Genomic DNA, 19979 nt, shown 5'->3' on the forward strand with positions numbered 1-19979 from the left:
TCAATATTTCAAACTTAGGTAATGATTTTCTCGATTGGCATCACCACGATACCTTGTGCACCCGCGGCTTTTAGGCTATTGATTTTTACCCAAAAATCTTGTTCGTCAATTACCGAATGAACGGCTACCCAATCCTCCTCGAACAAGGGAACTACGGTTGGACTCTTTACGCCTGGCAATAATTCAACTACTGCCTTAAGGTTTTTCTTCTCCACATTAAGCACTACATATTTGGTAGTCCTAGCCCTAAGTACCGATTGGATTCTTTGAACCAGTTCTAATACTTCGGTATTAAATTCTAAACCTGGCGTACATACTAAAGCAGCTTGCGAATCCATCACGCTAGTAAATGGTCTAAGGCCGTTGTTTTTTAAAGTCCCACCTGTAGATACGATGTCGAAAATGGCATCGCTTAAGCCTAAGCCTGGTCCAATTTCCACCGAGCCAGAGATATTTCTGATCTGTGCCTCAACTTGGTTGGCTTTTAAGAATTTTTCTAAAATTACAGGGTAGGAGGTGGCAATCACTTTGCCATCTAATTGCGCTACACTATTGATATCGCTATCGTTTTTAACGGCAATTTTTAGAGAACATTTGCCAAAGCCCAATTTTTGTAGGTAAGAAACATTGGCTCCTGTTTCCACAATCACATTTTCGCCCACAATGCCCAAATCGGCAATGCCATCCTGTACATATTCGGGGATATCATCGTCTCTAAGGAATAAGATTTCAAGAGGGAAATTGGTAACGGTTGAAATTAATGAGCTTTTGTAGTTTTCGAATGATAAACCACAATTTTTAAGAATTTCTACTGATTTTTCGTTTAATCTACCCGATTTTTGGATAGCTATTTTAAGAGTTTTCACTTGTTAAAATTAAAGGATAAGAAATATAAAATCTATTTTAAACCGTTCTGAAGTACAGAACATAACATTACATATCGCCACAATGGCGATGATGGAAATGCAAGTGATGGTTTAAAAATTGAATCATTATACTACTATTCTTTTCCTTAATTTTGCAGGAACACATGGCAAATATATACTAGTTTAGTATACAATGCAAAAAATAATGGCATTTTATTTGTGTTAAATGCTTATCTAATATAAATTAATGTTGAATAATTTACCTCTAACCTTGAAAAAAACGCTATTTCTTCTTCTTTTTTGCTCTTTTTTGAGCGCTTGTAACTGGTTTAAAGAAAAACCGGAGATTGCTGTAGTATTATCTGAGCATTTCAATAACAAACTGTACAACAAATTCGACACGGCAGTTTACAAACCTTTATTTAAGGCGAAACTTGAAGAGCAGCGTAAAGGCTTTTTAAATCCCAAGCTCATTACCGCTTTTTATGAAAAGAATGAATATTTGCCTCAATTGGTCACCCGTTTTTACGTAAATGGACAATTGGATAGTTTAAAAAACTACCTTGCCAATAGTAAGTTTGATGGTTTTAATCCTGAGATTTTTAACTATACCACTTACGAAAAGCAATTGCAGCTACTCAATAAAAATCAATTTAAAACCATTGATGAAGTTTATGAGCTAGTAGCTGACTTAGAGCTTAATGCCGCCTATGCATTGAATAAATATACCAACTTTATGAGTTATGGAAGTATCAATCCAAGAAATTTCTTTAACCGCTTTTATATTCCGGTGCAGCGTCCTGACAGTTTGAAAATGGACTCAGTATTGAACACGAGTGATTTGGTATCCAAATTAAAAAAAGCACAACCATCTACGGATGCATACTTAGCGCTTAAACGAGCGTTGGCCCATTATAGGGATAGTTTAGGTAATGATAATACACCAGAGATAAAAGCCATTAAACTTAACATGGAGCGTATGCGCTGGCGGTTGCCGTTACAAACTGAGGAATTGGTAGTGGTAAATATTCCCGATTTTACCCTAACTTGGTTTAAGCAGAGCGATACCTTAGCGCATATGAATGTTTGCGTAGGAGGTAAGCGTGAAGCAGCCTACACTGAAAAAATGAAAATCTTTTTGAAATCAGGTAAGCTAGATGATAAACCTAAAAACCACGAAACACCGCAGTTATTTAGTGTTTTTAATGCCATACAGGTAAATCCTATTTGGAATATACCCGTAAGTATTGCTAAGAGCGAAATTTATTGGATGGCAAGAAAAGATCCCTACTATCTTTCAAATAACAACATCAAAGTTTATTACAAAGACAAATTAGTGGCCGACCCAGATACCATTGATTGGAACAAATATCCACGCGAAAAACTGCCTTTTAAGTTTAAGCAAGGTTCTGGTGAGGGCAATGCACTAGGTAAATTCAAGTTTGTGTTTGACAATAGTTCAAGTATTTACCTGCACGATACTAACAATAAATATGGTTTTAAGCTTGCTAATCGTGCCATTAGTCATGGTTGTGTGCGCATTGAGCAGCCTTTGAAGTTTGCAGAACTAATGGTCAAAGATAAATATCAGTACGATAAGTTGCGTATGGATGTGGATTTGCCTCCGATAGACACTACCAAGAATGAAATCTTTAAAAAGAAACTGGCCAAGAAAGCGGATACGTTAAATGTTTTCCAATTAAAGCCTACTTGGTATTCGCCTCGTAAGAGCATTGGTGTTTTCATCGCTTATTATACTGCCTGGGCAGATGCCAAGGGTAGGGTACAATTTAGACCTGATGTTTACGAGTACGACCCAATTCTTTGGGAGGCCTTGAAGAGATACATGTAATTTCTAGATTGAGGCGCTATGTGCCTATGTGATTCATTAAATAGAAAATAAAATATAACCACATAGACACATAGCGGTGTTGCAAGCTCTATTTTAGTAGAGCGAAGAAGCTTTGCTACACCTTGAGATGATGAAAAATCACTAAACGCTTGTCGCGAACTCACTCCATTAAAATTTTCATGGAATAGCACTTCCTGTTCCCTCTCGTTCTTAAATAGTACCTGTTCCGATTTCTAGGTAGGGTTGGGGAGAGGGCGAATTCATCATAAAAAGTGCTTTAAACCATCTTTTTAAGCGGCTAAAAATAAATTAAATAAAATAGTCTACTAATTTTGTAGTCTATTATTAATTCCTATATTTGCTGCTGAAATTTCGACAGACAATACATTGATAATGATTTTTTATTGCGGAGGTAAACGTATGATGTGTTAAACTATACTTAAAATAAAAAAGGGAAATAAAAATATTTCCCCTTCGGTGTTAAAGCTGAAACAGGTAATCAATTGGCGTTGCAACCTGCTTCAATTCTCTAATTAAAACCATTGTAAAATTATGCAAAAAAATGGAAAAGCCAACCGCTTTTTTAAGGGTAGGGCTTTGTCAAAACATTACACGCTAAGTCTCTCAATCTTTCTATTTTTCCTCTCTCTTACTTCTACTGCCCAAAATACTCCTTTGATCAACTCCAAATTAACTGGTAAGGTGATTGATTCCCGTACTAAAGAGCCTTTGGCAGGAGCTGTGGTGCAAATAGAGGGAGTGACCAACCAAACGCAAACCGATGCTGATGGAAAATTCAACTTGGTTACGGGACAAAGTTTTCCATATAATCTAATTGTTTCGTACATCGGCTACGAAAAACAGAAAGTAACGGCTAATGGTTCCCCTATTACTATTGAACTACAAGAAGTAACTAATGAACTCAGTGGTATTGTCATCACTGGTTATAATGTTCAAAAGAAACAGGATTTTACCGGTTCAGCTGCTAGGGTGGGCGCAAAGCAAATTGCTAATCGTCCTGCGCAAAGCTTCGATCAATTAATTGGCGGACAGGCAGCGGGGGTAAATATTGTGCAGCCTAGCGGTGTGCTTAATGCTGCTCCGGTTTTCCGTATTAGGGGAATCAATTCTATTTCTTCGGGTATTTACCCTTTAATTGTGATTGATGGAGTGCCGTCTTTTACAGGTCAGCAAGGAGGAAACGTAGGGAATAACCCTTTATCTAACCTTAATCCTGGTGATATTGAATCCATTGATGTGCTAAAAGACGCTTCAGCGACGGCTATTTACGGTTCACGTGCCGCAAATGGAGTAGTGGTAGTGACCACCAAAAGAGGTAAAACTGGTAAAACTAAGGTAAGCTATGATACGTGGGCGAATGTAAGTACTCCTGCAAATTTGCCTAAGTTGTTGGATGCCTATCAGTACGTAGCCATTAAAAATGAATCCATGTTGAATGCTGGTAAGCAAGCAGGCTTCGCTTTACAAACCAGATCAGATGGTTCAACGGTGAATACAGATTGGTATGATGTAGCTTATCACAACGGGGTTTCTCAAAACCATAACGTTAGTTTTTCAGGAGCTAACGAGTCCACCAACTATTTTATTTCTTTGGCCTATGGCAAACAAAATGGTATTCTGCGTACTAACGACCTAGATCAAAAAACGGCTCGAATCAATTTAGAACATAAACTGTTTAGCAATGTTACCGTAGGAACTCACTTGGGTTACAATAATACCTTGGGACGCGGTCCTGCTACGGGCTCTTTGCCAGGACAGTATATTGGAACGGATGCGCTCTCTCGAATGACTTACATTTTGCCTCCAAATGTGGCCGTTTATAATGAAGATGGGTCTTACAATATTCAAGATAAACAACGAGTAGGGTATGGAGCTAATAATAGCAATGCTTCCAGTGCGGCTTATGTGGGCAACATTAATGCTTACAATCTACAGCTTATTCTCGATCTAGATAAGTATAGTTCCGAAAGCAATTCATTGCTTGGCGATGTGTATGCCGAATTAGAGGTTTTAAAGGGTTTAAAGTTTAAAACGAGCTACGGGTTGAATAAACTTTATATAGAAAACCTGAGCTTTCAAAATGGCTTACATGGTGATGCTGGAGCAGCCAATGGTACGGCCACCAATACAAATAGAAGGTTAAACAGGACAGATTGGGTAAATACTCTTAACTACAATAAGACCTTTGCTGAAAAACATAATGTGAATGTGCTGGCAGGTTATGAGGAGATAGTGACCACGGTGGATAGCTGGGGTGCGCAGCGAGCCGGGCTTTCGGATCCTTTCTTTACCAGCTATCAAGGAGGTTTTACCACCATTACACCTAGCGGCAATTCACAAAGTAGAAACGGGTTTATCTCCTATTTTGCCAATTTGAACTATAGCTTTGCAAGCAAATATCTGTTGAGCTATAGTTTCAGAAGAGACGGCTATTCAGGCTTGCCAAAAAATAATCGATTTGGCAATTTCAATGGAGGGTCTTTAGGTTGGGTATTATCTGAAGAAGATTTTTTCAAAAATTCATCGTTGGCCACCATTTTCGATCGTTTTAAGATTAAAGCGAGTTATGGAGAAGTAGGTAATATCAACATTGGAGATTTCCCTTCATTGGGGTTGTACGGTGCGGCAACCTACAACGGCATTGCTACTTTAGGGTTTACACAAGCCGGAAACGACCAGTTAAAGTGGGAAACCAGTAAGAAAAGCAATATTGGGTTGGCTTTATCCTTTCTGAAAGATAGGGTCACACTGGAAGCAGATTACTACAACAATAAAGTTGACGGATTAATCTTAGATGCCAAACAAGCGCCATCAAAAGGTATTCCCGGAAATGTGATCAGTGCCAACGTAGGTTCTCTATACAACAAGGGATTTGAATTTGCCCTAACCGCTGCTATTATCCAAAAAGATAATTTTAAATGGAATGCCAACTTTAACATTTCTACCCTTCAAAACAAGGTAACTGCTCTATTCAACGGTACAGATATTTATAGTCCGAGCAATTTTGGCATTCAGAATATGACAAGGGAGGGTTATTCTATTGGTTCTATTTGGGCAGTACCTACCAATGGAGTTAATCCTGCTAATGGCAACCGTATTTTCATCAACAGAAATGGCCAACAGGTACAATACAACCATATTGCTGCCAATAAATGGACCTATTTAGATGGCGCTGTGGCACCCGCCATAGATAACTATTTAGATGGAAGGATACAGGGCTCTTCATTACCTACCTATTACGGAGGTTTAAATAATAATTTCAGCTATAAAAGATTTGATTTTGATTTCGGTGTCATCTTTTCTGGAGGAAATAAACTTTATAACGGTACCCGGGCCAATTTGCTAGACCAACGCTATTTTAACAATGGAACTTTTGTACTAGATAGATGGACCACACCTGGGCAAGTCACCGATATTCCCAAGCTTTACTTCTCTGATAATGTATCTACTGGATTTTCTATCACTAACTCAGCAATGGTAGAAGACGGTTCCTTCTTGAAATTAAAGAATGTGGCTTTGGGTTATCGCCTACCGGCGCAAAAGTTATTTAACGGACGTGTTTCAAGTTTAAGGATTTATGCACAAGCCACCAATCTGTTTACCATTACCAATTATAGCGGCTCAGATCCAGAAATTTCTATCAATGGAAATTCTATTGCTTCCGGTAAAGATCATAATGCCGTTGTAAATGCCCGAACCTTTGCTTTAGGTCTAAATCTTCAGTTTTAATCCATTTACACATTAACATGAAAACTATATACCCATATCAAAAAAACTTAGCGGCTGGGTTGGTAGCGGGATTGATAACGCTATTGGCACCTTCCTGCACCAAAGATATCCTCGATACAGAACCCCAAACTGCTATTTCTGAGCTTTCTGCATTTAGTACACCTGAGAAAATTTTGGCTCAGGTGAACAATCTTTATTATCGGGTACAGCGAGCGCAATTTTATGGTGGTCGGTACATTCTGTTTAACGAACAGCGAGGAGAGGAGTTTAGTCAAAACTCAGGAAATGCGGCCGAAGGTGCTTTAATCTGGCAGCATACCGCACTTTCTACCGACAGCTTTGTAGGTAATCTTTGGAGCTTGGCCTATCAGGCTATCAATAATTCGAATATCTTTTTAGATCGTGTAGGTAGCACTACCGTGGTGAGTGGTGCGCTAAAGGACCAATATTTGGCCGAAGCGAAATTCATCAGAGCACTTTCCTATTTCGCTCTGGTTCAGGTATACGCGAAGCCTTACATTGCTGATCAGGGTGTAAGTGCTGGTTTACCTTTAAGATTAACGCCACAAACCTCTGCAGGTAATGATGACTTGGCACGATCAAGCGTTGCAGTTATTTATAATCAAATTATTAAGGATTTGGATGAAGCAGAAGTAGGCTTGCCTACAGGCTACAGTAGCAATGCGCTCAATACTTCAAGAGCCCATAAAGCAAGTGCTATCGCCCTTAAAACAAGGGTTTATTTAGCTAAAGGTGATTTTCCTAAAGTAGTATTGGAGGCGAAGAAATTGGTTCCTAATACTACAGCGCCATTTGTGTACACTGCCGGAACAACTACGCACCGATTGGAGACCAATGTTGCAACAGTGTTTGGAGGAAGTTACATAGGCAACGAAGCCATTTTCTTTATTCCTTTTAATGCCTTGGATGCACCAGATTCACAAAGTGCTTTAGCACACAACTACGTAGGAGCAGTAATTCTATCGTTAAATAGTGCTGGCATTTATAGTAATCCAGCTTTATCTGGCACCACTTCTACAGACGCTAGAAAAGGACTTATTACCGTTAAGAACGGTCAAAATGTTCTGAACAAATTTCCGAAATCTGCCAGTCCTTTTACCGATTATATTCCAGTATTGCGTTATGCCGAAGTGCTGTTGAACTATGCGGAAGCAGCTGCTGAGACGGATGATTTAGCGACCGCAAGAGCTTTATTGGATGCCGTTAGGAAACGTTCGGATGCGAACTATACGTTTCCAGCAGCAGCCGTTACGCTTAAAGCTGACCTCATCAATACCATTTTAACCGAACGAAGGATAGAACTATTGGGTGAAGGTTTTAGAACGGCAGACCTTCAACGCAGGTTGCAGCCTTTTCCAGCTAAAACAGGTGGGATCGGTAGCGTGGCGCAAGTGTTACCAACTGCCAACAACTATATCTGGCCAATTCCCGCAGATGAACAAGGAACCAATGGGGGTATATAAATCATGAAATGATTATCGCTATAGATACACAAATAAAGCTTTTTGAATTTGATAAGTGTAATTCAATCTGTGCGTCTATGGCTAAACAAATTAAAAAATGAAAAAGAACATCGCTTTTAGCTTAGCATCTCTAGCCTTTGTTGCGCTAATTTTCTTTAATGCTTTTAAAAACAAACAGACCATTGCTGATCAAATCTATATCAATGGCAATATACTCACTGTTGATCCAAACAATTCCTTAGCGGAAGCCATAGCCGTTAAGGATGGAAAGATTTTAGCGGTAGGCAGTACGGCAAATATCAATCAGCTAAAAGGAAGTCAAACGAGGGTAATTGATTTAAAAGGCAAAACCCTTATTCCTGGTTTTATTGACGGCCATAGCCATTTTATGAGCTTGGGTAGGTCTAAAACGGCAGATTTATCACCGCCGCCGGTAGGTTCGGTGAAAACCATTGCCGATATCATCACGGTACTTAAGGCTTTTCAAAAAGAAAAAGGTATCAAAGCGGGCGAATGGATCAATGCCAGAGGTTATGACCCCGATCAGTTGAAAGAAGGAAGGCATCCTACCAAGGAAGATTTGGATGCTGCATTTCCCAATAATCCAGTGTTGCTTACCCATACCTCTGGCCACATGGTGGTGGTGAATTCTTATGCTTTAAAAATCTCCGGCGTAGATGGAAATACCAAAGATCCAGAGGGCGGACAAGTGGTGAAAGGTAAAGACGGACAACCTACAGGCCTACTTTTGGAAAGAGGTCGTTCAGTACTGAAAACCGATGGAGATAGGGAAAAGCCGAGTTTAGAAGAACAATTACGTCTTTTAGACGAACAGCAACAATTGTATGCTAGTGAGGGAGTTACAACCGCACAAGATGGTGCAAGCAGTTTGCCTTCCATTGAACTTTTAAAAGAAGCGGCCAAAAGAAAGCGACTTTACATTGATATTGAGGCGTTACCATCATTCGCCATTTTATCTCGTTTAGTTAACGAACGTAAATATGCTTTTAATCAGTTTGATAATCATTTAAAATTAAAAGGAACCAAGATTTTTACTGATGGCTCGCCACAGGGGAAGACTGCTTTCTTCACCAAACCTTATCAAGTAGATGTTCCAGGATGTCATGAACATTGCACAGGTATTCCTACCATTACACAGGAGCAATTGGATAAAGCCGTTCAGTATTGTTTTGAACATAACATACAACCTTTTACCCATTGCAATGGTGATGCGGCCATTGATATGTACATTAAAGCGATTAAAAAGGCCAATCAGCAATTTCCTGAACGTAGCAATGCTTTGCATCCTGTAATTATCCATTCACAGTTTGTAAGACCAGATCAGTTAGACGATTATCGAACTCTAGGGCTCATTCCTTCTTTCTTTACCAACCACGCATTTTTTTGGGGCGATGTACACGTACGTAACCTCGGCAAAGAAAGGGCTTGGTTTTTAAGTCCATTAAAATCTGCACAAACTAAGCAGATTATTTTTACCAACCATACTGACTTTGGGGTAACACCTATTAGTCAATTATTCCTATGGTGGACATCGGTAGCTCGTGAATCACGTTCAGGTCAAGTGATAGGCCCTGCAGAGAGATTAACGGTATTAGAAGGTTTGAGGGCTATCACCATCAATGGGGCTTACCAATATGGCGAAGAAAAGGACAAAGGCTCTATTGAAGTAGGGAAGAAAGCCGATTTAGTTATCCTGTCGGAAAATCCTTTAAAAATAGACATTGCCAAAATCAAAGATATTAAAGTGTTGGAGACCATTAAAGAAGGAAGATCTATTTACAAGAAACCATAACATGTTAAATCACATCACAACCGTACCTATTAAAACCACACAACGCGTCGCAGAAATTTCTTGGTTCAATGACATCATTGGCGGAGATACGGAGTATTTAGGCTTATTAGATGGCAAGCGACGAAGCAGTTTCGAGCATTGTAAAGACATTACATTGGCCGCCGACCGTTTAGGATATAACAAAATATTACTGCCAACGGCTTACACTGTTGGACAAGAGGTGCTCACTTTCGCTTCGGGAGTGGCACCATTTACCCAAAATATCAATCTAATCACCGCTATTCGTACAGGCGAATATCATCCACCGATGTTGGCCCGGTCATTAGCAGGTTTAGATCACATGCTCCAAGGAAGGCTGACCATTAACATCATCAATTCTGATTTGCCCGGGCTAAGAGAAAACCCTGAATTAAGATATTTGCGCTGCGCAGAAAATATTGAAATCTTAAAACAGGCTTGGACACAGGAAGAGATTGATTTCAAAGGTGAATTGTATCAATTCAAAATGGCTGCCGATCCTGTAAAACCTTATCAGCAAAATGGCGGACCGCTATTATATTTCGGAGGAACTTCAGAGGGGGCAAGGGAAATTTGTGCCAAATACTGCGACACATTTTTAATGTGGCCCGAAACAGAAGAGGCCATGTACGAAACCATGAAGGATATGAGCCAAAGGGCTGCTAAATATGGTAGGAAAATAGATTTTGGCTTGCGTGTCCACGTGATTGTGAGAGAAACCGAAGATGCAGCTAAGGCGCAAACTAAGAAACTCTTGAGCTTCTTTAATGAGCAACGTGCAGCAGAAATAAGGGCAAGAGGAGAGGATTCGCGCTCCTTGGGCGTGATTAGGCAAGATGAAATGCGTAAAAACGCCGATAGCGAAGGTTACATTGAACCCCATTTATGGACAACCATTGGCAAAGTGTTTTCTGGTTGTGGTGGTGGTTTGGTGGGCGACCCCGATCAAATTATCCACAAACTGAACCGCTATATGGATATGGGAATCCGTGCATTCATTTTTTCAGGATTCCCATTAATCGAAGAGTCTGAAATCTTCGCTAAACATATTCTCAGTCAAATACCTAATGCTTCCCTTTCTGAACTGCAAGGCCGCATTCCAGGCACTACCCCCATTACCCCATTAACTACCGCAGTTTTAAAGTAAACTAACTATGAAACAAGAAGAAAATGCTAAACAATTTAAAAGAGAATTGAATCTGCTGGATGCTACGCTGTTGGTAGTTGGTAGTATGGTGGGTTCTGGTATTTTTATCGTAAGTGCAGATATCGCCCGTCATACTGGTTCAGCAGGATGGTTGATTTTAGTTTGGATTATAGGAGGTTTTATGACCTTAACTGCAGCACTGAGCTATGGCGAGCTCAGTGGAATGTACCCAAAAGCTGGTGGTCAGTATGTATATTTAAAGGAAGCGTATAATCCCTTAACGGCTTTTATCTACGGTTGGAGCTTGTTCGCGGTTATCCAAACAGGGACCATTGCTGCGGTAGGAGTGTCATTCTATAAGTTTCTGGCTTATTTTGTGCCTGGCGTAAGTGAAGATTTGGTGTTGTTTAGCATAGGCAGTTTCAAGGTGTCACCTGCACAGCTATTGGCTATAGGACTTATTTTTATACTCACTTACATCAACACCAAAGGCGTAAAAGGTGGGAAGTGGATTCAATTGGTATTTACTTTGACCAAAATTGCTAGTATTGCAGGATTGATCATTTTCGGTTTCATTTATTTTAAAGCCGATGTAGTGAGTATCAATTGGAGTGATGCTTTTCAACTTAAGAAGATTTTACCTGATGGTTCCTTCCTAAACTATCAAAATCTTCCTGCTTTCGGTGGGGCAATCGCTTCGGCATTGGTTGGTGCCATTATGAGTTACGAGGCTTGGAATAACGTAACCTTTGTAGCGGGCGAAATCAACAATCCTAAAAGGAATATTGGCTTAAGTTTGTTGTTGGGCACTTTATTGGTAACACTCATCTATGTGCTGCTTAATTTAATGTTCACCATGGTACTGCCTTTAACGGAAATTGCCACACCAGAAAAAGATAGGGTGGGTATTGCTGCTTCGCAGGCCATTTTTGGCGACAGTGGTACAGTAATTATAGCTTTGCTCATTATGGTAGCGACTTTTGGCTGTAATAACGGATTGATTTTGGCAGGTGCCAGGGTATATTACAGCATGGCAAAAGATGGTTTGTTCTTTAAAAAAACAGCCAAGCTCAATAAACATGCAGTACCTGAGTACGCTTTGTGGATCCAATTTGTAATGGCTTCTATTTTGTGTTTGAGTGGTCAATATGGTGATTTATTGGATATGATTACTTTTATTGCTGTGCTATTTTATGTACTTACCATTGCGGGTATTTATATCCTCCGGGTAAAAAAGCCAAATCTAGAAAGGCCGTATAAGGCCATAGGTTATCCCGTATTGCCGGCCATTTATATTATTTTAGGACTAAGTTTTTGCATATTGCTCATCATTTATAAGCCTTATTTTACTTGGCCAGGTTTAATTATTGCGTTAGTGGGGATACCTTTATATTATTTCAATAAAAGACACAAAGTAACTGAGCATATTTAATTCCTTTACCATTGCTGTTCTTACGAATATTGGTGTCTTTAGATACGGTACAGTCTTTTTAGTTGACTCTTTACGAAGCAAATCTATACATTTGTACAAATGACAAAAGCTTCTTCAATCAAACAAGATATTAAAGTCACAGTTGATGCCATTGTATTTGGCTATAGTAAAGAAAGTGGCATTTCCGTTCTGTTGATCAAAAGAAACATAGCCCCTTTTCGTGGTGATTGGGCCTTGCCGGGAGGTTTTGTTAAAGAGGAAGAAGCATTGGAGCAAGCGGTGGAGCGAGAACTTAAAGAAGAGGCAGGCATTTCTATCAACTATTTAGAACAGCTTTTTACTTTCGGAAAACCCGGTCGTGATCCACGAATGCGTATTGTATCCGTAGCTTATTTTGGTTTAGTAAAATCAGCAGATTTTAGTTTGTTTGCCTCAACAGATGCTTCCGAAGCCGCTTGGTTCAATATCAATGAATTACCAAAATTAGCATTTGATCATCAGGAAATTGTTGGCAAGGCGATCGACAGGTTAAGAGCAAAAATTACCTACGAGCCCGTTGGTTTCGAATTGCTAGATCTCAAATTTCCATTCTCTGATTTGGAACAGCTTTACATGTTACTGTTGGGTAGGGATATAGATCGCCGTAATTTTAAGCGTAAAATCATGTCGTTAGGACTGGTAAAGGAGTTGGACGAGAAAGCGCCGGTATTGTCAGCAGGTAGGCCAGCTAAGCTGTATTTCTTTGATAGGATTAAGTATAAAGAGTTGAAAATCAACGGATTTAACCTTAATAATCTTATTTAAATTCATGTCGTAAAAGTCTTGTTAAATTAATTTGTGTAATTTTTACACAAAATTATTTGGAGATAAGAAATTAATGTTTTTTATTTGTGTCATTATAACGCAAATAAAATGACGACATTAAACTTATCACCCGACTTTAATCCATTTCCTTCCGCCTCAACATCAATACATGCAGACAGCTTTGTTTTTAGTGGAGGCGAGGTGCACGTTAAATTATCAGCCAATGTTGCTAAGGTTTTTATTTCCATTAGGCTTAATAGTTCAAATGATATCATGAAACTGCTATTAGCTGTTGATGCCTTGCGCAGAAGCGGTACCAAATCTATCAGTGTAGTTATTCCTTATTTGCCCTATGCTCGTCAGGACAGGGTGATGGTTGATGGGGAGCCATTATCAATCAAAGTAATGTGCGATTTGATCAATGGTTGTGGTTTTGATCAGGTGATGGTATTTGATGTGCATTCAGAAGTTTCCCTAGCGCTTTTGAATAACTGTAAATTGATCAATAATCATGATTTGGTGAAACAGGTATTGAAAGAGAAAGTTGATTACCTACTGGTATCGCCTGATGCTGGAGCATTAAAAAAGATTTATAAAGTAGCAGAAGCACTGGGCTATACTGATGATATCGTGCTTTGTAATAAAGTTAGGGATGTGAGTAACGGTAGGATCAAGAAGCTAACTGTTGATCATGATGATCTAGAAGGAAAAGATTGTTTTATTATAGATGACATCTGTGATGGTGGTGCAACATTTATTGGGGTTGCAAAAGAGCTTAAAGCAAGAAATGCAGGTCGCGTGAGCTTAATTGTATCTCATGGAATCATGTCCAAAGGAGAAGAGGAATTATCACAATATATCGATCAAATTTATACTACAGATTCGATTAAGGATACTTCTTCCTCTTTAATTAGTCGTATCCAACTATCTAATCTAATTGAATATTAAAATTTCAAACCATGAATAACCTACTCTTACAAACAGACGTGTATAAAATGGGCCATATGGAACAATATGCTCCAGGATGTGATAAAGTATATTCTTATCTAATCGCTCGAAGTGATCGGAAATTTAATGAAACGGTTTTTTTCGGCCTTCAATACTATATTAAAAGATACCTTTCGCAACCCATTACACCAGCAATGGGCGAAGAATTTTTGACCTATCGTAAAATGATTTTAGGTGGGGAAAATTCTCCGGAAGTGGAAAGTAAAATCCGTGCACTATGTAAGCTTGGTTACCTTCCTTTAGAAATTAAAGCGGTAGAAGAAGGTACGGTTTTACCCGTAAGGAATGTTTTGATGACCATTACCAATACACATCCTGATTTTTATTGGGTAGTTGGATTTGTAGAGAGCCTATTGCTGAAATTATGGTACACTACTACGGTAGCGACTTGTAGCTATCAATATCGTCGTTTAGTGGATAGGTTTTTTAATGATACAGATGACGAAAGCTTAAATGCGCTCAAAGATTTCCAAGTCCACGATTTTGGCTACCGAGGAGATTCATCAGAGGAGGGAGCGGCAATTAGTGGCGTAGCTCATTTGCTTTCTTTCTTGGGAAGTGATAATGTACCTGCCTTACCTTGTGCCATTGAGTATTATCATGCAAACACTAATGAACCTATCTTGTTGTCTGTTCCTGCTAGTGAACACAGTGTAATGTGTTCTTTTGGTAGGGATCAAGAAATTGAGGCATTTAGTCACATGTTAAAAAAATACCCAGTTGGCATTGTATCAATAGTGTCTGATACTTTCGATGTGTACAGAGTGTTGACCGAATTTGCCGAAAATTTAAAAGAAGATATTCTGAGCAGGGATGGAAAGGTGGTATTTAGGCCAGATAGTGGTAATCCTGAATACATCATCTGTGGCGATCCAAATGCCGAAAAAGGAAGTAATGAATGGAAAGGGGCTGTCCGTTTATTGGATGAAAAATTTGGTTCCCGTTTAAATAGCAAGGGCTATAAAGTTTTAAACCCACATGTAGGCTTAATTTATGGCGATGGCATGTATCTTGAAAGGTATGAACGTACTTTGGAGCGGCTTAAAGAAATGGGCTACGCGGCGAGTAATTTAGTAATCGGTGTAGGTGGAATATTAAGGAACCACAGTCGTGATACTTTAGGTTTTGCTATAAAAGCCACTTATGTGGAAGTCAATGGCGAAGCAAGAGAAATAGAAAAAGATCCCATTACAGATCAAAAAAAGAGATCTCATAAAGGCTTGCTAAGTTTAAGGAAAATAGGAGACGCTTATGTGACCAAAGATCAATGCAGCCCAGAAGAGGAAGTAGACTCCTTACTGAAAACAGTATTTTATAATGGTAAATTGGTTAAAGAAACAGATTTATCTTCTATTAGAAAATGGCTTAAAAAGCAGGAGACCATTGCTGCAGAAATGTAAGGGTAAATAAGGTGGTAAAACGTACATGGTATCTTACCACCTTATTCATTATCCTTTCCTTATAGCACTTGCTGATTGCAAAATCACAGATAGTATCACCAAAGCCAAGCCATAATAAAAGGAACTATTTACCTCTCTGCCCTCGTTGAAAAACAAAAAGGCAAGGATAATGGCATAAATAGGTTCCAAGTTAAAAGTTAAATTAACCGTAAAAGCCGCTATCTTTTTCAAAATTTCCGCAAACATCACATATAGGGCTACGGTACAGAACAACGCTAGCAAAAACAGATAAGCAGCATCTTTCCCTTTGGGGATAAGGCTGTCCACAGGGAAAAAATATAGATATAACGGTAATACCAATCCTAATCCAACAGTACCGCCAAGCATTTGATAGTAATTGATTTGTTTGCTATCATAATTTCGAACCAAACGCTCATTATAAATAGTATATAAGGCAGCAAAGGCCGAAGAAATAATGCCTAATCCAATACCCAGTTGGTAGGAAGTATCGAAATGAAAAATGAGACTAATGCCCAATAGCGTTAATAAACTGAGCAGTAGTTGCGAAATATTAAATTGCTTCTTATTTAAAATAGGCTCGAAAATGGCCGTGAAAAAGCTGGTGAGGCAATAGCATACAACACCAATAGAAATGTTGGCGTATTTAATACTGGCATAAAAGAATACCCAGTGGATGGCAATTAGCAGGCCTATTTTTCCAATGTTAAACTTTTCTTTGGTAGAAGAGGGAGGTTTTACCTTCGACAGTTTTAAAATAAAGAACAAAATAATGGTAGAAAACAGTACCCGGTACCATGTTAAGAGGCCTTCGTTAAGTGAAATGAGTTTGCCAAAAACGCCCGTAAAGCCTGCAAGTATTACTGCTATGTGCAGCATGACATAAGATTTTTTCATAAAAATTGTCTTTCCTAATGGATAGGAGATAAATAATTAATAATTAAAGTCAATAAGCAATCTGCCAGATGTTCAATCATTGGCATAGTTATGCTCATTTATAGATAACTACTAATGTGTTGGAGGAGGAAGACAACTTTTTCTGTTCATGCTGTGGATTTGTATGCAGGCAAATATAAAATAAAAGGCTGCAATGTAGGTTGGTAACTAGTTCTTTTTATTTTAAAACTTATAAGAATATTTTTTAAACGAGAAAGAGGATTGCTAGCTTTGCCTTATGGCGAAATCAATAGTAGAAAAAGAAGTACTTGCGGTTGGGAAATTGAACGCTTTTGGAGAAAGTGTGTGGCATCGTGAATGGAAGGAGGCTTTTCCCGTTTCTTTTCGTGAAAGAACCTTTTACAGTGAAGAGCAGGCTTGTCATCACCGTGCCGATGTGCATACGCCTTGCGGAACCACTATCGAATTTCAGCATTCGCCAATATCTTTAGAAGAACTACGTAGTAGAGAACTGTTTTATCCCAATTTGGTATGGGTGGTAGATGGCAAAAAGTTCAAGGGCTTTAAAATCCTGAAACATTTACCAGATGTAGACGATTTTAAGTTAGCTGATTACGAATTTTCCCATACCGCTAATCTCACCTTGTTCCGCAAAACAGATTTAGGAAAAACCAAACCTAAGCTATTATCTCTTGGCCATCCAGAGCTTTTTGGATTGAAACTCACTTCGCATTATTTTTCTTTTACTTGGAAACATCCACACAGGGTTTGGTACGAAGCTAAATGTCCTATGATTTTTGATTTTGGAGGTTACTTTCTTTATCGATTGAAACAGCGGCCACAGCTTTCGGGCGCCTACGCATATTTGCAGATGATTCCTCGAAAAGATTTTATTGCTGCTTATTTAGGGTAATCGGTTAGTGTTTACTCTCTTGTTAATCAGTTTTTTATGTTTTTGTCTCGCAATCTGTTTAAAAGCATGCAACCCTTTCTGTGCTTACCTTGTCTTGTAAATAAAAAAAACTTATGGATAATATCTTTACGCAAAGGGTTTCTGATCATTTATTAATGTTTCTCAATCAAATAAAAATTTATTTGAACAAAAAAACACAGCTGATTTTAACTGTTTTGCTTTTGCTGTCTGCAAGCGTATATGCCCAAAAAGCTAAGGTAAGTGCAATTAAACATCAGCTTACACTGATAGATTCTGCTTTCAAAAATAACAATGCCGAAGATTTTAACCGTCTTATAGCATTGAAAAATATTAGAGAGGTACATGCCACTGCTATTGCCCAAAATATTTTGAAGGTGCCCGGAAAATCAAAAGTGATTTCTGTAAATGCTGATACGGCTTACGTAATGTTGAGCGGATTGTTTTTGTTTGGGAATTCTGGTGACGAGACCAATTTTTCGAACTACTATACAGGTATTTATAAGCTGAAATTAATCAATGGAATTTGGCAGGTTAAGGATAAGATTCAAATAGATCGTGCCAATCAAATTAAGAAGCAGCATATCTCAGCCATTTTTTCGCCCGGAAAGGGGATAAAGGTTAGCGATACTTTGATGATTGATGTAAAAGATCCTATTGGTTTCGCCGTTAAATTGAACCACAAGGCACAAATAACAAAACTGTTGCTCAATCAATCAGTTGTGGACTTTACGTTTAGTGGTGGGTTATTATACGTAAAGGCACCCCAAAAATCGAAACAACAACTTGTGGTAGATTATATCATTGATGTTGAACAGGACGAAAACGATAAAAATTCTGGCTACTTTTCCGAAGCTTACGGGCATATGCGTAATCAATATTACTGGCATCCATTTTTTAGCTTTTCCAGCGCTAATGATAGAGCCGATTTTAGTTTGAGATGCCGTATTCCCAAGGCATACCATTTAGCAACCAGTCTTCCTCAACAGGATCAGGTTATAGGCGATTATAGGATCATCACTGCTAAATCTGGAAATCCCACTTTTGGTTTATCTGTTTATTATGATCGTAATTGGGAAGTAGATGCGATTAAAATAGGTGATTTATCACTATCGGTTTATGCTGCAAAGGATTTTTCTCCAAATAAAGAGTTATTACGTAGCCATTTTTCGAAGTATTATGACACCTTGCAAAAGCATTTTGGTAAACCCATTGGCAATTATTTGGGTATAGTACAGGATCGTTCGGGTGGGAATGGATGGAAAAATAGGAGTAATGATATGGTCGTTGCAGGACAAAGCGGTAGCTATCTAATTACAGATCAACCTAATCCAAGGGCTATTTTTGGGCATGAGGTGGCTCATGGTTGGACTAGCCCAACAGGACCGGCTACCAATTTTTTAATGGAAGGCTGGGCTACTTATGCGGAGTCGTTTATGCTATCATCCGTTTACGGAGATTCTATTGTCGCAAAGTTTTTCAAATCGCAGAAACAAAATTACCTCAATGGCAAATTCGAAGGTGAAAAGTCGCTTTGGGATGATTATAGCAATAGCGGAGTGTCCTATAGTAAAGGGGCATGGCTATTTTATATTTTAGAAAATCAATTAGGTAAGGATAAACTCGCTTTGGTAATGAGAAACTTTATTGCTTCAGGAAAACAGACTATTCAATCCTTTATCGCTGAAACATCCAAAGTGGCTAAGGTTGATATGGAACCTTTTCTAATGTCGTGGCTAAAAAGTAAAGAAATTCCAATGCTAAGAGTACAAAACATAGGGAATGCGCTTAAAATTTATCAGGAAGGCAATGTTTTTATGTTTCCCCTTGAAATTCAAATTAAATTGAAAAATGGAAAGAGCATTGATAGAAAAATAGACATGAATGCTAAAGAGCAGCTTATTCCCATATCGGAAGATGAGATTGAAAGCTATGTGCTAGATCCAAACAGTAGGCTCTTATTCAATGTAAGATTGTGATTATATCCAGCCAATTTTCTTTCTCCAAAGGTTAAATTCTTTATCATGAGGATGTAGGTTCATTTCTATGTCCTTACATTCCACAATAAGATTTTCATCGTGTGCGCTCAGATTTAAAGTTTCACGTAAACGAATCATTTCTGCCTTATCTTCTACTGGATATAACCCACGATTGTCAAACTGGGTTCCGAACTTTTGGGGTCTACCTTCAAAATAACATATCCTGTCATGTAGGTAGGCAAGGTTTTGTGGGTTTACCTCATTTGGAGCTTCTGATAATAGTGCATAACACTTCTTCATTAAAGTTGGAGTACTAATGGCATGCTGAACAATTAACCAAGCTGCATCGCTGGCTTCTTGGCCAACTTTTGATATTGTAGGATATCCAATGGATCTAATGATTTCGTCTAGTCTTTTGGCATTTTCTCGATGAACACTTTCCATCTCTGGATGATAGCCAGGTGAGAGCTTGCCTTGCTTTAAAAGCTCCTCACGCACCTGTAGGTCGTGTTGTGCCATTGCTATTAGCTCATTAGCGATAGGCTTATTCATTTTGTTATTGCTATACTGAAATTTACGA

Annotated in this window: 14 protein-coding genes; 11 read left to right on the top strand and 3 right to left on the bottom strand. The window is 38.7% G+C overall.

The window, feature by feature from the left end; all coding sequences use genetic code 11:
* Positions 1-14: 14 nt before the first annotated feature.
* A complete protein-coding gene (gene hisG / locus ABDV71_RS18910; RefSeq protein ID WP_343535361.1) occupies positions 15-866 on the bottom strand; it encodes an ATP phosphoribosyltransferase in 852 nt (283 codons plus the stop codon).
* 271 nt (positions 867-1137) lie between these two features.
* On the opposite strand from hisG, the gene ABDV71_RS18915 reads away from it, so the two are divergent.
* The 9 genes from ABDV71_RS18915 to ABDV71_RS18955 all read left to right on the top strand — a co-directional run bounded on the left by ABDV71_RS18915 (position 1138) and on the right by ABDV71_RS18955 (position 15574).
* On the top strand, positions 1138-2718 hold the full coding sequence (locus ABDV71_RS18915; protein ID WP_343535364.1) for a L,D-transpeptidase family protein: 1581 nt from the start codon (positions 1138-1140) through the stop codon (positions 2716-2718).
* Between the two features lie 552 nt (positions 2719-3270).
* Positions 3271-6468, top strand: coding sequence for a SusC/RagA family TonB-linked outer membrane protein (locus ABDV71_RS18920; RefSeq protein ID WP_343535366.1), 3198 nt, complete (start codon positions 3271-3273; stop codon positions 6466-6468).
* A 17-nt stretch (positions 6469-6485) separates the two neighbouring features.
* Positions 6486-7952 carry a RagB/SusD family nutrient uptake outer membrane protein gene (locus ABDV71_RS18925; RefSeq protein WP_343535368.1) on the top strand — a complete coding sequence of 489 codons (1467 nt, stop codon included), beginning with the start codon at positions 6486-6488 and terminating at the stop codon, positions 7950-7952.
* A 97-nt stretch (positions 7953-8049) separates the two neighbouring features.
* Positions 8050-9765 carry an amidohydrolase gene (locus tag ABDV71_RS18930; protein WP_343535370.1) on the top strand — a complete coding sequence of 572 codons (1716 nt, stop codon included), beginning with the start codon at positions 8050-8052 and terminating at the stop codon, positions 9763-9765.
* A gap of 1 nt (position 9766) precedes the next feature.
* Positions 9767-10930, top strand: a complete 1164-nt coding sequence (locus tag ABDV71_RS18935) for an LLM class flavin-dependent oxidoreductase (protein ID WP_343535372.1) — start codon at positions 9767-9769, stop codon at positions 10928-10930.
* 7 nt (positions 10931-10937) lie between these two features.
* Positions 10938-12362 (top strand): amino acid permease, encoded by a 1425-nt coding sequence (locus tag ABDV71_RS18940; protein ID WP_343535374.1) that lies wholly within the window; start codon positions 10938-10940, stop codon positions 12360-12362.
* Positions 12363-12461: 99 nt separating this feature from the next.
* A complete protein-coding gene (locus tag ABDV71_RS18945) occupies positions 12462-13166 on the top strand; it encodes an NUDIX domain-containing protein (RefSeq protein WP_343535376.1) in 705 nt (234 codons plus the stop codon).
* A 108-nt stretch (positions 13167-13274) separates the two neighbouring features.
* Positions 13275-14114 (top strand): ribose-phosphate diphosphokinase, encoded by an 840-nt coding sequence (gene prs, locus ABDV71_RS18950; protein ID WP_343535377.1) that lies wholly within the window; start codon positions 13275-13277, stop codon positions 14112-14114.
* Positions 14115-14125: 11 nt separating this feature from the next.
* On the top strand, positions 14126-15574 hold the full coding sequence (locus ABDV71_RS18955) for a nicotinate phosphoribosyltransferase (RefSeq protein WP_343535379.1): 1449 nt from the start codon (positions 14126-14128) through the stop codon (positions 15572-15574).
* 48 nt (positions 15575-15622) lie between these two features.
* On the opposite strand, the gene ABDV71_RS18960 is transcribed toward ABDV71_RS18955, so the two are convergent.
* Positions 15623-16471 (bottom strand): DMT family transporter, encoded by an 849-nt coding sequence (locus ABDV71_RS18960; RefSeq protein ID WP_343535381.1) that lies wholly within the window; start codon positions 16469-16471, stop codon positions 15623-15625.
* Positions 16472-16766: 295 nt separating this feature from the next.
* On the opposite strand from ABDV71_RS18960, the gene ABDV71_RS18965 reads away from it, so the two are divergent.
* Together ABDV71_RS18965 and ABDV71_RS18970 are read left to right on the top strand one after the other, a co-directional pair.
* A complete protein-coding gene (locus tag ABDV71_RS18965) occupies positions 16767-17402 on the top strand; it encodes a competence protein (protein WP_343535383.1) in 636 nt (211 codons plus the stop codon).
* Positions 17403-17584: 182 nt separating this feature from the next.
* Positions 17585-19399, top strand: a complete 1815-nt coding sequence (locus tag ABDV71_RS18970; protein WP_343535385.1) for a hypothetical protein — start codon at positions 17585-17587, stop codon at positions 19397-19399.
* Here the strand turns inward: ABDV71_RS18970 and ABDV71_RS18975 are convergent, their stop codons facing one another.
* On the bottom strand, positions 19400-19951 hold the full coding sequence (locus ABDV71_RS18975) for a DUF6624 domain-containing protein (protein WP_343535386.1): 552 nt from the start codon (positions 19949-19951) through the stop codon (positions 19400-19402). It lies immediately after the preceding gene.
* Positions 19952-19979 lie beyond the last annotated feature (28 nt).

This window comes from Pedobacter sp., assembly GCF_039594775.1.
Taxonomy (GTDB): domain Bacteria; phylum Bacteroidota; class Bacteroidia; order Sphingobacteriales; family Sphingobacteriaceae; genus Pedobacter.